We start from the raw sequence: 14026 nt of genomic DNA, 5'->3' as shown, positions 1-14026 counted from the left end.
CAAAAGCCCCCGCTGCGGCCAAACAGCGGGGGCAGGTCGCACACCTGGAGCGCTCTAGCGTCGCTCCGAGACCTTGAATTCCATGCGCCGGTTCTTTGCCCAGGCTTCATAGGTTTCCGCCCTGTCCAGCGGACGGGACTCCCCATACCCCATCGCCGTCAACGCTTCAGCCTCGACGCCGTGCTCGACCATATAGTCACGCACTGCTTCTGACCTCTGTTGGGAGATCACTTCATTATATTGATTGGAGCCGCGAGAATCCGTATGGCCGCCAATCTCGATGGCATACGCATCGCACAGCAACGCCACCCCGGTCAGCGCATCCAGCAATCGTTCGCTGGTCGGCGAGATGATGGCCAGATTGCTCTGGAACATGATCGTGCGGCCATCCATCGTGGCATTGAACGCAGATTGGCACCGCCCGGCATTGGCTTCGCCATCAGACAATGCCGCCAGCGCCTCGCCAACGCCCCGCTCGCCTTCTTCAACCGAGATGCCATCCACGACGAGGGTCACATCTGAGGCGACTTCGGCATTGTCCTCGAGGGCCGCCTGCCCGACCAGAAAGCCCTGCTCCTTGGCGGCCGGATCCGGCGCCAGGCCAGTCAGAACGGCAACCGGCCCACTGACATGCAGGCCCATCCACGGGAACCCGGCATCCGGGAAGGTACGCTCTAGCGCGCCCACCCAGCCAACACTTGCTGGCCGCGTCTCGGTGGCGGCGGGTTGTGATGCCGGGGGTGTACTGGAGACAACAAACGCCGTCCCGTCCCAGAAATAGTCGCCTTCAGCGAGTTGAACACACTGAGGTCCGCTTTCGGCGGCCACTGCTTTCGGCGCATCTGCCGATTCCCCTCCACACGCCGCGACACTGAACAGCGCAGCCCCGGCAATCGCGCGGGCAAGGAAAAGATCTCGTTTCATGCAACTCACTCTAAATATCTCGGGGCTTGCGCCGCTTCCTCATCAATCGCCAAGTCTCTGGCGATTGATTGGGAAAGTCAAAACGCTTCGCGGCTGAGGCGAAGTTCGGACCGGTCATTGCGCCTGCTTGTAGACCGTTCCGCCTTTCATCACGAAATCAACATCGTGCAATTCAGTAATGTCTTTCAGGGGGTCTCCCATGACCGCAATGATGTCGGCATGCTTGCCCGCCGTGATCGTGCCGATGACATCGGACATCTCCACATGTTCTGACGCAATCACAGTCGCTGCGCGGATGGCCTCTTCCGGCGTGAACCCCGCCTCCACCATCAGCGCGAATTCCTGCGCATTATCGCCATGCTTGGACACGCCCGTATCCGTGCCGAACGCCACCTTGACCCCGCCTTCATGTGCGCGACGCAACATATCCAGCATCAACGGCCCGACAATTGCGGCCTTTTCCCGGCTCGGTGCCGGCAGCCAGGGCTCATTGACCCAACCCGTCACCGTCGCTCCGGCCAGCACCGTCGGAACCAGAACAGCGTCATGCTCCTTGAACAGGGCGATCGTTTCATCGTCGGTATAGGTGCCGTGCTCAATGGAATCGATGCCAGCCTTCAACGCCGACACGATGCCGCCCTTGCCATGCGCATGCCCGGTTACCTTCCGGCCCATCGAATGCGCCGTCTCGACAATCGCGACCAGTTCATCATCCGTAAACTGCTGTTCCAGTCCGGCCCGCGTATTTGACAGCACTCCGCCGGTCGCGGTGATTTTGATGACGTCTGCGCCTTCCTTGATCTGCTGGCGCACCGCCCGACGGCAATCATCGGCGCCATTGCAGATATTCTTGCCGGTGAACATCGCCATGACTTCCGGAGAATAACCATTGATGTCGCCATGCCCGCCGGTCACGCTGATCGCCTGGCCTGCGGCCCGAATACGCGGCCCCGGTACGTTGCCATTCGCAATTGCGTCGCGCAGGCCGAAGATCGCTGCGTTCGAGGCCCCGACATCCTGAACCGTTGTGAAGCCGGTCAACAATGTCTTGTAGGCAAAGCCCGCGCCATCGAAAGCCGCATCCACATCCGTGTCCTCGAACGCCTTGATCCGCTCATTCGGCCCATTCTCGCCGGTGATGTGCACATGGCTGTCGATCAGGCCGGGCAGGACATAAGCCTCCTTGAGATCTATCAGGTCCGCCCCCCGCGGCGCGCGCTTGTAGCCCGCTTCAATCGAGACGATCTCGCCGTCTTCCACCGTAATCGTCTGGCGGGTCAGGTAACCTTCGCCCGGCTCGGCCAGCACATGCCCGGCATGAATCAGGGTTGTCTCGGCCAGTGCTGCGCCGGTTATCACGGTTGCCAGCGCCGCGCTCGCAGCCAGTTTGCTCATCATCGAAGTCATCAGGTCAGCCCTCCCTCAAGGTGTCAGGATCATTTTCATCGCACCATTCTCGCGTGCGTCAAACATACGATACGCCTCTGCCCCTTCCGACAGCGGCATATGGTGGGTAATGGTGCGCTCGGGCGTAAGCTTGCCCGCCTGCACCAGCGGAATCAATTCCGGCCAATGTTCAGGCACTGAGCAAGTGCCCGTCCGGAACGTCAAATTCTTGATAAAGGCCAGCGCCATCGGGAATTTGAAATCCATCGTTTGGTTCACACCGATGCAGGAAACCGTGCCCGCTGCCTTGGCGAGTTTCAGCGACAGATGGATCGCCGGGTCCGCGCCGACACATTCCACGACGCTGTCACACATCCGGCCTCTGGTCTGTTCCTCGATCACGGCCTTGGCTTCGCTCGCATCGAGCGCAATCGCGCCCATCGCCTCTGCCATGGCGCGCCGCTCCGCAACCAGATCGACCGCATAGACTTTCGCTGCGCCCATCAGGAGCGCGCCTTCCACGGCCATCAGGCCAATCGGACCGCACCCGACCACGGCAACAGTCGCACCGGGATGAATGTCCGCGCCCTTCAGCCCATGCCAGGCCGTTGGCAAATTGTCCGTCAACAGAACGGCCTGGTCATCACTGATCCCGTCCGGAATGCGCGCCAGGCCAAAATCTGCGACCGGTACCATCGCATATTCGGCCTGCACGCCCTGCAGGCCGGGGCCGAGCCCATAGCAACGCCCGCCATGCGTGTCGCATTCATTCATATTGCCTGACATGCAGGGCACGCACGCGCCACAGCCCACAGCGGCCGAGATCATGACCCGGTCGCCTGTCCTGAATCGCGACACGCCGCTGCCCGTCTCGACAATCTCGCCCACGGCTTCGTGCCCGACGCAATAGCCAGTCTCCTCGCTGAAACCGTGGCCCTGATAGATATGAAGGTCCGACCCGCATATCCCGCAGGCGGTCATCTTGACGATGGCGCTCCGCGTATCTTCCGGTTTCAATTCGGGCGCCTCGCCATAAGCAATGTCGCGCGTGCCCTGATACAGCAATCCCTTCATGCGATCCTCCTCAGGCCGGCAGCCGGTCGGCGGGATAGTGCGGATAGCTCGCTTTCATCACGCCATGATTCAGCAGCATCTCGGCGACCTGCTTTTCGCCCGCCGCATCGAAGAAGCGTGTGCGGATCCAGTAATTCTCGACCCGTCGGCTTTCCGACAGTGCCACGACCTCGCGACGCAACAGATAGGTCTCTCCCACCAGGAGCGGCCCATCAACCATGCGAATTTCCAGATCGGCAAACAGACCAATCGCAGGTTGCTTGACCGGGAATTTGGAATTCCGGTTGGAGTAGTTTCCCAGCACACTGACCATTTCCAGGGGCACAATCGGTTTGCCCCACGGCCCCGCAGCGCCATCAGAGTATACATTCATCGGCTCTGTGATGACCTTCAACTTGTCAGCCAGTGAGAAGGGATAGAGATTTCCCATATGCTGATCAGGGCCCATCGTAACCGTCTCGTCGGCTGCGCCGGTCATGCCCACTTTCATATCGGCGAGGATCACGAGGTCTCCCGCCGGGCGCAGCTTTGCCATGCGCGCTTCGAGCAATGTCTCACCATGATCCGGCCCAATCGACGCGCTGGCCTCCAGCACCGGCGTACCATCCTCCTTGAACGCCCGGCACATTGTCCGCGTCGCCCCCGGCGCTGGGCGATCGACTTCGACACGCACCTTCTCACCCTCGAACACCATGTTCAGGAAATGACTGGAGAAACAGCCGCGCTCGAACCAGGCGTCGCCCCAGATTTCGGCAAGGTATGGCACGAATTGCGAGAAATGCGTCGGCCCTTCAATCGGCCCGGCCTTGATGCCGAGGCGCTCCGCTTCGCTGTCATCATGAAGGCTCTTGTGCCCATCATAAGATTGCTCTTGCAGCATCTGAGCGGGCGCGCGCAATGGCCCCTTGATTGTCTCTGTCATGTTTTCTCCGTCATTCATCGTCTTCTATCTGGGGTGTTCCGGCAAGGTTTATCGCGGCGGCAACAGGCCTGTCTGGCTGGCCGTTGTCAGCAAGGTGCCGTCTTCTCCGAACTGGTACAGCACGCCATGAGCGACGCCGGCAGCAAAGCCCGACATGCGCGTCACATTCAGCACCCAGTCTGTCTTCGGAAGCGCGTGGATGCGCACTGTGTTGTCGAGGCTTCGCCCGCCTCGCGTGCGGGTATGTGCGCCAAGGAAAAAGTCTGAGATCAGCGACAGTCGCGCGGCATCCGCGGGTCCGGTATCCTTCACCCGCACCCAGACCATTTCCTCCGCTGTCGCATCATCCTGATGCACAGACCGGCGCTCGATCCGCCCGGCGAGATTGTCGTCGCGCGAGAAGGGAATCTCGTGACTTTCCGCACATTCCGCTGGCGGCGGCACAGGGGGCATGTTCAAAAACTGCCGCCCCTCGCTGTCATCCCATCCGCCCAAGGCGGCTGAAACGTGCAAGACCGAGCGACCGTCTTCCGTCAAATCGGCAACCGCTTGCACAACGGTCCTTCCCTCGGCCAGCTTGCGCACCGTGATGTCGATGCGCGAGTTCAGCGTCGCGCCGCCCGCAAACTGTGCCGTTGCCCATAGCAGAGGGCGCCCGATCGCAGTCTCCAATGCATGCACGCCTGCGGCCATGGACACGCCGCCCATCAGGAATTGCCGGTCTGGCGGTCCCGCACAGGCGCTCTGGCGCGCGACGAATTCAAACCGGTTGGGGTCCTCTGTCGATTGGGTTGGTATCCAGAAGGTCGGGCGTGGGCCCTCACTGTCAGCCATCTGCATCCTCCTCAGCATGTGTTTTCGACCGTTTTGGATCCAGCCGCACAGCAATCAATGCCAACACCAACAAGGTAGCTGACAAGCAAAGCGCCATCATCGCCGTGCCCGGCCAACCCCAGATTTCATAAACAGATGTGCCCGCCCAGCTGCCTAGCCCGCCTCCGATGAACATCAGCACAATATATGCGGTCATCAGGCGTGTGCGCACTTCCGGCGGCTGATTCAGGAACGTCATCCGCCCGGTCACATCAATCAGTGGCCCGACCACATTCATCAGCATCAATGGCACCAGCAACATCCACAGGCTGTGGCCGAACACGCCGAGCAGGCAGACGCCGGAAAACTGCACCAGCGCCACGAATGCTCTCAGCCGTCGGGGCCCGATCCGGTCGGCCCAACCACCAAAGAACGGCGTGGTGAACACATTGATCAGGGCAAGCGCCGCCAGATAGCCGACCGTATCAGCACCATAGCCCATTTCAGGACTGGTCAGGTAGAGGCCGAGCCCGAGCCACACCGCCAGGAAGACACCGAAGCCGAGCCCCTGCATCGCACCAGACAGCAGAACTTCCGGGTGTCGCCGCACAACCGGGAACACAGACATGACAAGTCCGACATAGCTTTGCTTTTCCTGCGCATCGCCGCGCCCCTGTCGCTCATCCATGATCTGCGGCAGCAACAGCGTCACCCCGCCCATCAATGCTGCAGCAACATAGTATACCGTCCGCCAGCCATAATGCTCACCCAGCCAGCCGCCGCCCACGCGCGCAACGAGAATGCCGGAGATGACGCCCGTGGTCAGCATCGCCATGGTCTGTCCCAGCCGTTCGGGCGGCACGCGCTTCGACGCATAGGCCGGCAGCAAATAGGGCGTGATCGTTGAAAATCCGAGAAATGTCGAACCTGCAATGAACAGCCGGAAATCGGTTGCGAATGCCATGGCCAGCATGCCCGCGAACTGGCCTGCGGCAAACACGGTCGCCAACCGCTTGTTGCTGAACCGGTCCCCCAGCGGCAGCAACAGGAAAATGCCGAGCGCCAGCGCAATCTGGTTGAACGCAGGCACCAACCCAATTTCCGACGGCGACGCGCCAAAATCGTCCGCCACCAGAGCGATGATCGGATGGATGTAATAGGCGTTGGCCGTCACCACCGCGCAGGCCAGCGTCAACAGCCAGATGTCACGTCGGCTCAGATACCGGTAATCAGACCCGCTGCCCGGCAGGCCGGGCGGGACGGAACTCACCCCGGCATCCCGGCCCGGCGCGCATACTCGGCCGCAAACTGCGCCAGCGGCACCACCCGCGCGGCGTTCGACTCGGCATTGGCACTGTTGGCCGTGCCATCGCGGACGCGCCCAATGATGCCCTGCAGGATTCCCGCAAGCCGGAAGCCATTATAGGCGAAGTAATAGTCGAGCTCCGGCAAGCCATCGCGGCCCGTATGCTTGCAATACATGTCGACATATTCGTCCATGCTCGGAATGCCCCAGGCCGCGAGGTCATCAATCGCCATGATCGAACCGCGCGAGGAATCCCCCGGTGGCATCACCCAGTTCATGAGGTGATAGGAGAAGTCCGCGAGCGGGTCGCCCAGCGTGCAAAGCTCCCAATCCAGCACCGCGATCACTTTTGGCTCGGTCGGATGCAGCACCATATTGTCGAGACGGTAGTCGCCATGCACGATCGTGGTCTTGTCGCCCGGTGGAATATTCTTGGGCAGCCATTCGATCAGTTGTTCCATTTCCGGGATATGCTGGGTTTCGGATGCCTTGTACTGTTTCGTCCAGCGATGGATCTGGCGGGCCACATAATCGCCCTCCTTGCCAAAGCCTTCCAGGCCTGCGGCGCGCCAGTCGACATTGTGGAGATCGGCAAACGTCTTCACCTTTGCCTCATAGATGGCGCGACGTTCAGCAGGCTCATATTCCGGCAGCGTGCCATCCCACAGAATGCGGCCCTCGACCATGTCCATGACGTAAAACATCGTGCCCACGACGCTCTCATCGGTGCACAGGCCATAAGGCCGGGCGACGGGATATCCCAGCGGGTAAAGCGCGGAAATCACGCGGAATTCACGGTCCACGGCGTGCGCACTCGGCAACAGCTTGCCCGGCGGCTTGCGGCGCATGACATATTTCTTGTTGGGCGTGACCAACTGGTAGGTCGGGTTGGACTGTCCGCCCTTGAACTGGCGCACTTCCAGAGGGCCCTGATAACCCTCGACATTGGCCTCCATCCACGCGGCGAGCTTCGCCTCATCGAATTTGTGCGACTCGACCACAGGCTTGGTGCCCGTGAACAATTCTGCAGCGGTTTCTCCCTCGGCCATTTTCTGCCCTCTTTTCTACAAGTTTTGCTGTCACACCATACTCACGGCTTACGCGACGCCAAGGCCTTCCGCGACGTCCGCATTGGCCAGCTCACACGAAAGGTTCGCACTGTGCGAAAATTGGAAACACTCGTCACCGCCCTCGCCTTGCTCAGTTTTGCCATGCTCACCCTCGTGGCGGTCATGATTATCATCCTCGCCCGCGAAATCGTATTTGTCTTCCGGCGTCTTCGCGGCGTCTTTCATCCGCCCCCCCGTCCAGCCAATCGACACCTCGTTCACACGCTCGAAAGCCCGATAGCCCATGCGCCGCTTGCTGATCCTGCTTTATCTCTGTTTCCTTCCGCTCCCGTCGCACGCCGCCGAGATTGATCCCGATCGCATGATCCGACCGGAATTGCTGGGCGAGGCCATACAGGCGATGAGCCGGCATTCCGACCGAACCAATCCGAGCCGACTGGTCATCGTCGATTACGGCCTGCATTCTGCGCAGAAACGCCTCTTCGTGGTCGATCTCGAAACCGGCCTCGTCAACGCCTATCGCACCACGCATGGCCGGGGTTCCGACAAGGATCATGATGGCTTCCTTGATGCCTTCTCTGATGTGCCCGGCTCCTCGGCGAGTCCGCAAGGCGCCTATCTCACGGCCGAGGAATATTACGGCAAGCATGGCCGCTCGCTGCGTCTCGATGGCCTCGACAAGACCAATGCCAATGCCCGTCGTCGCGCCATCGTCATCCATTCTGCCGCCTATGCCGAACCTGCGATGATCGACAACTATGGCAAGCTGGGGCGCTCGAATGGCTGCATCGCCTTTTCGCGCACCGACCTCGACACCTTCATGACCCTCGTCCCGCAAGGCACGCTGATATATGTCGGGCGTTAAGCCTCCCCGGAAAATACTTGTCACCCCCCATTCCCGGCCTAAAGTGCGCGGCTGGGGGACGAAAACATGCTGGCGGACGACATGTCTGATCATCTTGGGACAAATTGTGCGAGGCCGGACGCCTCGTGAAACTTCCATCCGTCCTGTCCCGTCTGCGACGCAAGCAAGCGCGTGTTGATACACCGCCTCTACCGCCCGCCGCGACTTCCCCGACAGTACCACCCTCCGCGCCGCGCCCCACGCCGCTGGAGCGGCTCAATCGCTGGCTGACCCTTGCCGCGAATGTCGGCGTCCTGCTGGGCCTTGTCGTCCTGATCGTGGAAGTTCGCCAGAACGCGGCTCTGACGCGCGCGGCGATGGACCAGCAGAAGAATGATTTGCTGGCCCAGATCGAGTTCAACATCGCCAGGCCGGAGATGTCGGTCATCTGGGTCAAGGCGATCCGTACGCCGGAAGCCTTGAGCGACACCGAGAACCAGGCGGTTGGCAGCGTCCTCGTCGCGATCATGCTGCAATGGGACCAGATGTTCATGATGCGCGATGCCGGGCTGATCTCGGACGAGCGCGTGCGCCAGCATATCGCGAACACCGCCCCCTTCTATTTCGGATCGCGGTTCGCCAAACACTGGTGGGCACTGCAGGCGCCCGGCTGGGAAGGCACGGCCATGCAAAGGGACGCCGGCCCGATCATCGCCGCCCTCGATGAGGATTTCCTCGTCGGGTACCTGGACGCACTGAAAGTGCCGGCAGAAGCGGCGGCCGACGAAACAGATGAGGGGGCGCAGGAATGACGCTGGAACAGCTCTATTTCGTTGCCGGGATTATCTCTTCGGTTGCGGTGATTGCGTCGCTGATCTTCGTCGGTTTCCAGCTCAGACACTCTGCCGACCAACAGCGCATCGCGGCAGCGGTTGGCTATTATGACATCTTCCGCGACCATATGAAGATCCTCAGCGAAGCCGGGATGGTCGACCTGTTCCTGCGGGGGCTGGACACGGATCCACAGGAATTTGAGGCCGCTGAAAGGACGCGGCTCAACGTGTTCTACACAATGGTCACACGCGGCTATCAGGTGATGCATTACCAGGCCCGCAAGAAGGTCTTCGAGGAAGACTTCTGGCTGCATTCGCAAAACCATTTTCGCGACCATCTGGCTTCCAAATATTATCAGGGCTTCTGGAAGGCGCGCCGCCATCACTTCCCGCCCGGCTTCCGCGAGCTTGTCGACGGGCTGATCAAGGCCGGGCCGACCGCCCCATTGCTGGAGATGGAGCCATGACGCTCGAACAGATCGCCCTTATTGCACAGATCATTGGCGTGGCCGTTGTGGCTGGAACGCTTATTTACCTTGCATTGCAGGTGCATCAGGGGGCGCAGCAGATGCGCTCTGAAAGCCGGCAGGCCCAGCTCACCTATGACCAGACCGGCGTCTACAAATTCGTCGATTTCCCGGAACTTGGCCGCATCTTCTCGCAGGTCGAAACACCGAGCTTCGAGGAGAAGACCAAGCTGTTTTTCTGGATGATCGGCCAGATGCGGGCGCGCGAGTATGAATGGCTGCAATACCAGAACGGCGCGATCACGAAAGAATCGTGGGAGACGTATCAGGGCGTCATCTATTTCGTCCTTGGCACGCCGCGCGGACGGGCCCTGTGGCAGCTCTGCCGGGGCTATTTCAATGCGGGGTTCGCGGACATGGTCGACGGCATGGTGAATGATACGCCGCCGATTGATCTCTGGGACCAGCTGCAGGCTGTGGAGTAGACGGGCATGATCCTCCGCCGCCTGACTAAGCATGTAAAAGACCAGAACTGGTTCGCGGTGGGGCTGGATTTCGTCATTGTGGTGACGGGTGTGTTCATCGGCCTGCAGGCGTCGAACTGGAACGACGATCGCGAAACGCGCCAGCGCGCGGCCGTGTTCAGCGAGCGCCTGACGCAGGACCTGCGCTATGAAGCTTGGGCCTATGAATACCTGATCGCCTACAATCGGGACGTCCGCGCCGGAGCGAAGGCTGCGATCGACGCACTGTCGGGCACGGGGCCCTTGTCTGATGAGCAATTCCTGGTCAGCGCCTATCGCGCGACCCAGTACAAATACATGGACCGGAACCGTGCGACGTTTGACGAGTTGATCTCGACTGGCGATATCGGGCTGATCGCGAGTGATAAGCTTCGAGCGACGGCCGTCTCTATCTACACGACGACGCTGATCGATGTGATTGCCGACGAGGGGCGTGAGGCGCCCATAAGGACACTGTTCCGGCGCCGCGTGCCTGCCGATGTCCAGCAGGCGCTGCTTGAAAAGTGCGGCGACCGGTTCGCACCGACTGGCGACTATGATGCGATCATCGGCTCGCTGGCCTATCCATGCGAACTGGGGCTTGCGCCGGATGCCATCGCCGCTGCCGCCACGCTGTTACGCACTGACGCAGGAATTGTGGAAGCGCTGCAGATCCGCTTCGCCGACCTGGAAACCGCGATCACCGATCTCGAAACCGTCAATGCGGACACGCTAAAAAGTCTCCGCACCATCGCAGGCAGAAACCCATGATCCTCCGCCGCCTGACCAAACATGTCAAAGATCAGAACTGGTTCGCGGTGGCGCTCGATTTCCTCATCGTCGTGGTCGGGGTATTCATCGGTATTCAGGTCGCAAACTGGAATGATGCGCGCGCAGACAGGGGACAGGCGGCTGATTTGATGACCCGGATAGTGTCTGAGGCCACCACAGCGCGCAGCGAAATGTCGCGTTACATAGAGGTCCATCAGGGGATCAGCGATGACGCTGCCCGGTTCGCCCTGGCGCTCAGGGACAAAGACTCCTGCATGGCCATGGGGAACGAACTGACGATCCTGATTATCAGTATCGCGGATTTTCCGCCGCCACGGTTTTCCCTGGCAAACGCTGAGCAAGCGCTGAATACAGGCAGTCTGTCGCTTATCCGGTCGACCAGTATCCGCGCCAATATTCAGACCATGACGGATGAAATGGGTTTCGTCGATCGCCAGTGGCAACGCTATATCCGCGTAAAACAGGACGCCAATCGGGAAGCGCAAAGAGTGGCCGGGGTTTCGTTGACTGGGCGCAGCGAAATCGTGGTGGTCCCCATGGGGGGCTACGATCCCGGCAGCTATGAATTGCTGACCCCCGGAAAGATTTGCGGGAATACCGAAATCATCGGTCTCGCCGCCAATGTGGCAGTCTTGCAGGCCATCTATGTTGACTATCTGGGGCAGGTTGCGGGCGCGCTTGACGACTATCTCGCGACTCTCAGTGAGGAGACCAGCACATGATCCTCCGCCGCCTGACAGACGCCCTGCGCAAGCAGGACTGGTTCACCGTCGTGATCGAGACGCTGATCGTGGTGCTGGGTGTCTTCCTCGGCCTTCAGGTCAATAACTGGAATGAGGCGCGCGGCGAGCGGTCCATGGAGCGCCAGTACATCTTGCGTCTGCATAGCGACATGCAGCGAAGCGCTGAAGCCATCCGGAGTTCGGGCTCGTTCCTGGCACGTCAGGTCGAGAATGAAGGTGTTCTTCTGTCCAGCCTCGCCACTTGCGAAATAGCCGAAACAGATCGGCAGGCGGTGGTCGCGGCGCTCGGTTCGCTGGGAAAGTACAATTTTGCGGTTGTCGACAGGGAGCTGGTGGACCAGCTGCGGGCATCCGGCCAGTTCGAAGTGATCTCAAACCCCGACGTCCGTGAGGCCATAAATCTGATGTCTCAGGAATCCGACGGCCAGCTACGCGTCGAACCCCAATGGCTCGAACACGCCGCGCCGTGGACCAGTTATGCGCGGCGCTTCTACTATTTTGACAGTCCGGAAGGCGTCGATTCCGGGCGTTGGGAACGTTGGGAGAATCTGGAATTCGAGCTGGAACGTGCCTGTCAGGACTTCGAATTTCTTTCAGCCGTGGGCAATACACGGGAAGCCACGCGCAACCTCTACCACTGGAACAACGCCGTCCTTGACCGTGTGGACGAGGCCGAACAGGCGCTCGCGCAAGAAATCGGCGCGCGCGGATGGGACACAGCGAAATGATCCTCCGCCGCCTCTCCACCGCGCTACGCAAGCAGGACTGGTTCACCGTCGCGGTGGAGACGCTGATCGTCATGTTCGGTGTCTTCCTCGGCCTGCAGGTCAATAACTGGAACCAGGCGCGGTTCGAGCGGGCAGATACGCAGAATGTTCTGGAAAGGCTGGAGCGTGATTTCGAAGTGCAGCTCACGCTCACCAATCGCGGTATTGGCCAGCAAGTCCTGGTGCTCGAAGCAACCAGCCGACTCATCGCGGGCATTCGTACAGGCGACCTCGATGAGCAGACGCTAAACGAAGACCTCGCGCTCGTGGACTCGGTATCGACGTTCCCCGGACCTTCGGCGGCCTTTCAGGAGCTCGTCTCTACCGGGCGCATGAACCTGATCGCGAATGGCGACTTGCGAGATGAGCTCTATGAGTTCGACAGCTCGATCACGTTTGGTCGCGAAATTTTCAGTGGCTCGTTCACCGCGCCAGTCGATGAGCTGGCACGGGTCCTCTCCAGGGCGAAAACACTGGTTGCACCGGGCACCCCGTCCGAGACGTTCGCCCAGATCGGAGCAGTTGAAACAGTCGATCACACGGTCCTGCTAGAGGATCCCGAGATCCATATTGCGTTGCAGAACGCATATCTTGTCCAGGACAATTATCACCTATTCCTGATCAGGTACCGTAACCAGATCAAAGACATCCTTGAGCTCCTCGCGGAAGAGCGGGAGCGGGCCCCATGATCCTCCGCCGTCTCACCAATGCGATCCGCAGGCGGGACTGGTTCACGGTCGTCATCGAAACGCTGATCGTCGTGCTGGGTGTCTTCCTCGGTCTGCAGGTGAACAACTGGAACGTGGTGCGCGGCAACCGGGTCGCCGAGGCCGATTTCATGGAACGCCTGCACCCTGATATTGTCAGGGTTGAGCAATCGTCAGAGCGCGTTCGTGCGCGCAGGGTGTCTGTCGTTGATGATCTTCGCTCAGCGACCGAAGTCATTTTTGACGTTGTTGAGCGAGACCGGCTGACTCAAGCCGAATGCATGGCGATCGCCACATCTCATTACTACAATATCAATGTCCTCAGTTTGCCCTCGGTCACGGAGCTGACAAATGCCGGGCGGCTTTCCATTATCAGGGATCCGGCGCTACGCGCAGCACTTGTTGACTATGAGCAACGCGTTGAAGCGCTTCTAGCCTATATCGAGAAAGATCACGCCCTGGCGAATAATTTGCTGATGCTCAGACCAGAGCTTGTAAAGGTTCAACCGGTCTTTGACGCCGAGCTGGGCGAAATGCAGACACGACCCGACTGCGATTTGGAAGCTATGAGAGAGGATCGAGCCTTTCTGAATGCGGTGGCCGAAAACCTTGACGCCTATGACGCTTACCTGCGCGACGGTTTGCTGCCATGGGACGCCCAGCTCGCTGAGATTCATCGCCTGATCGACACCGCACTTGAGATAACACATGAGGCGGCGCAATAGACGCCAGCGCCGATGAATTGGCCGAAGGCGTTCGCGCGCTGCGAAGCGTTCCGGATAGTCTCAAGGCGCTGAAGCTTCGCAATGCGCAAGTCGACGGCCGAGTAACTGACCTTGTGACCACCGTTGAAACATTTGGCATGAACGAAATAT

General features: G+C 60.2%; 17 protein-coding genes. 9 read left to right on the top strand and 8 right to left on the bottom strand.

The features are described 5' to 3' along the window. Positions 1-54: 54 nt before the first annotated feature. The 8 genes from CFA77_RS06390 to CFA77_RS06355 all read right to left on the bottom strand — a co-directional run bounded on the left by CFA77_RS06390 (position 55) and on the right by CFA77_RS06355 (position 7780). Positions 55-924 carry an OmpA family protein gene (locus CFA77_RS06390; protein ID WP_206992743.1) on the bottom strand — a complete coding sequence of 290 codons (870 nt, stop codon included), beginning with the start codon at positions 922-924 and terminating at the stop codon, positions 55-57. A gap of 114 nt (positions 925-1038) precedes the next feature. Next, entirely contained in the window at positions 1039-2331 is a 1293-nt protein-coding gene (locus tag CFA77_RS06385) for an amidohydrolase family protein (protein WP_242517507.1), read from the bottom strand. A gap of 15 nt (positions 2332-2346) precedes the next feature. Next, the gene (locus CFA77_RS06380) at positions 2347-3384 is read right to left on the bottom strand and encodes an alcohol dehydrogenase catalytic domain-containing protein (protein ID WP_206992742.1); all 1038 of its coding nucleotides are present in this window, start codon (positions 3382-3384) and stop codon (positions 2347-2349) included. Positions 3385-3394: 10 nt separating this feature from the next. Next, positions 3395-4306 carry a hypothetical protein gene (locus tag CFA77_RS06375; protein ID WP_206992741.1) on the bottom strand — a complete coding sequence of 304 codons (912 nt, stop codon included), beginning with the start codon at positions 4304-4306 and terminating at the stop codon, positions 3395-3397. Positions 4307-4354: 48 nt separating this feature from the next. Continuing rightward, positions 4355-5140 carry an acyl-CoA thioesterase II gene (locus CFA77_RS06370; RefSeq protein ID WP_206992740.1) on the bottom strand — a complete coding sequence of 262 codons (786 nt, stop codon included), beginning with the start codon at positions 5138-5140 and terminating at the stop codon, positions 4355-4357. Then, on the bottom strand, positions 5133-6389 hold the full coding sequence (locus tag CFA77_RS06365) for an MFS transporter (RefSeq protein WP_242517506.1): 1257 nt from the start codon (positions 6387-6389) through the stop codon (positions 5133-5135). Before CFA77_RS06365 ends, CFA77_RS06370 begins: the two co-directional genes overlap by 8 nt. Beyond that, positions 6386-7474, bottom strand: coding sequence for a phosphotransferase family protein (locus tag CFA77_RS06360; protein ID WP_206992739.1), 1089 nt, complete (start codon positions 7472-7474; stop codon positions 6386-6388). Before CFA77_RS06360 ends, CFA77_RS06365 begins: the two co-directional genes overlap by 4 nt. A 48-nt stretch (positions 7475-7522) precedes the next feature. After that, positions 7523-7780, bottom strand: coding sequence for a hypothetical protein (locus tag CFA77_RS06355; protein ID WP_206992738.1), 258 nt, complete (start codon positions 7778-7780; stop codon positions 7523-7525). Here CFA77_RS06355 and CFA77_RS06350 point away from each other — a divergent pair. The 9 genes from CFA77_RS06350 to CFA77_RS06310 all read left to right on the top strand — a co-directional run bounded on the left by CFA77_RS06350 (position 7779) and on the right by CFA77_RS06310 (position 13876). After that, complete coding sequence (locus CFA77_RS06350) at positions 7779-8360, top strand: murein L,D-transpeptidase catalytic domain family protein (RefSeq protein WP_206992737.1); 582 nt, start codon at positions 7779-7781, stop codon at positions 8358-8360. The two genes, CFA77_RS06355 and CFA77_RS06350, sit on opposite strands and share 2 nt — an antisense overlap. A gap of 125 nt (positions 8361-8485) precedes the next feature. After that, complete coding sequence (locus CFA77_RS06345; RefSeq protein WP_206992736.1) at positions 8486-9151, top strand: hypothetical protein; 666 nt, start codon at positions 8486-8488, stop codon at positions 9149-9151. Next, positions 9148-9639 (top strand): hypothetical protein, encoded by a 492-nt coding sequence (locus CFA77_RS06340; protein ID WP_206992735.1) that lies wholly within the window; start codon positions 9148-9150, stop codon positions 9637-9639. The genes CFA77_RS06345 and CFA77_RS06340 overlap by 4 nt, the downstream gene beginning before the upstream one ends. Further along, positions 9636-10124, top strand: coding sequence for a hypothetical protein (locus CFA77_RS06335; RefSeq protein WP_206992734.1), 489 nt, complete (start codon positions 9636-9638; stop codon positions 10122-10124). The genes CFA77_RS06340 and CFA77_RS06335 overlap by 4 nt, the downstream gene beginning before the upstream one ends. A 6-nt stretch (positions 10125-10130) precedes the next feature. Further along, the gene (locus CFA77_RS06330; protein ID WP_206992733.1) at positions 10131-10913 is read left to right on the top strand and encodes a hypothetical protein; all 783 of its coding nucleotides are present in this window, start codon (positions 10131-10133) and stop codon (positions 10911-10913) included. Next, on the top strand, positions 10910-11656 hold the full coding sequence (locus tag CFA77_RS06325) for a hypothetical protein (protein ID WP_206992732.1): 747 nt from the start codon (positions 10910-10912) through the stop codon (positions 11654-11656). Before CFA77_RS06330 ends, CFA77_RS06325 begins: the two co-directional genes overlap by 4 nt. After that, positions 11653-12405, top strand: coding sequence for a hypothetical protein (locus tag CFA77_RS06320; protein WP_206992731.1), 753 nt, complete (start codon positions 11653-11655; stop codon positions 12403-12405). The genes CFA77_RS06325 and CFA77_RS06320 overlap by 4 nt, the downstream gene beginning before the upstream one ends. Beyond that, positions 12402-13133, top strand: coding sequence for a hypothetical protein (locus CFA77_RS06315; protein ID WP_206992730.1), 732 nt, complete (start codon positions 12402-12404; stop codon positions 13131-13133). Before CFA77_RS06320 ends, CFA77_RS06315 begins: the two co-directional genes overlap by 4 nt. After that, positions 13130-13876, top strand: a complete 747-nt coding sequence (locus CFA77_RS06310; RefSeq protein WP_206992729.1) for a hypothetical protein — start codon at positions 13130-13132, stop codon at positions 13874-13876. The genes CFA77_RS06315 and CFA77_RS06310 overlap by 4 nt, the downstream gene beginning before the upstream one ends. The last annotated feature ends 150 nt before the right edge of the window (positions 13877-14026 follow it).

This window comes from Hyphomonas sp. KY3 (assembly GCF_017309975.1).
Lineage (GTDB): Bacteria > Pseudomonadota > Alphaproteobacteria > Caulobacterales > Hyphomonadaceae > Hyphomonas.
Note: the sequence above shows the minus strand (reverse complement) of the source record. Positions and strands in the feature narration are given on the sequence as shown.